This is a genomic window from Streptomyces durhamensis, from assembly GCF_000725475.1.
Classification (GTDB): domain Bacteria; phylum Actinomycetota; class Actinomycetes; order Streptomycetales; family Streptomycetaceae; genus Streptomyces; species Streptomyces filipinensis.
In genome coordinates, this window is sequence record NZ_JNXR01000186.1 from 1 (window position 1) to 295 (window position 295).

1 protein-coding gene is annotated in these 295 nt (G+C 67.5%); it reads left to right on the top strand.

The genetic code is table 11. The features are described 5' to 3' along the window. A partial coding sequence (locus IO33_RS0142290; protein ID WP_031174373.1) for a substrate-binding domain-containing protein occupies nt 1–295 on the top strand: 295 nt, incomplete at both ends.

The window sequence follows — 295 nt, forward strand, 5'->3', positions numbered from 1 at the left end:
CGCCAGGAAGGACGCCGCCGGCACCCCGGCCACCTTCGTCCGCAACCAGCTGGAGATCGCCACCCTCCCCGGCAACCCCGACAAGGTCACCACCCTCAAGGACCTCACCAAGTCCGGCCTCAAGGTCGTCCTGTGCGACAAGACCGTGCCCTGCGGCACCGCCGCGCAAAAGGCCCTGGACGCCGCCGACCTCAAACTCACCCCCGTCTCCTACGAACAGGACGTCAAGAGCGCCCTGAACAAGGTCGAGCTCAAGGAGGCCGACGCCGCCGTCGTCTACAAGACCGACGTGCAC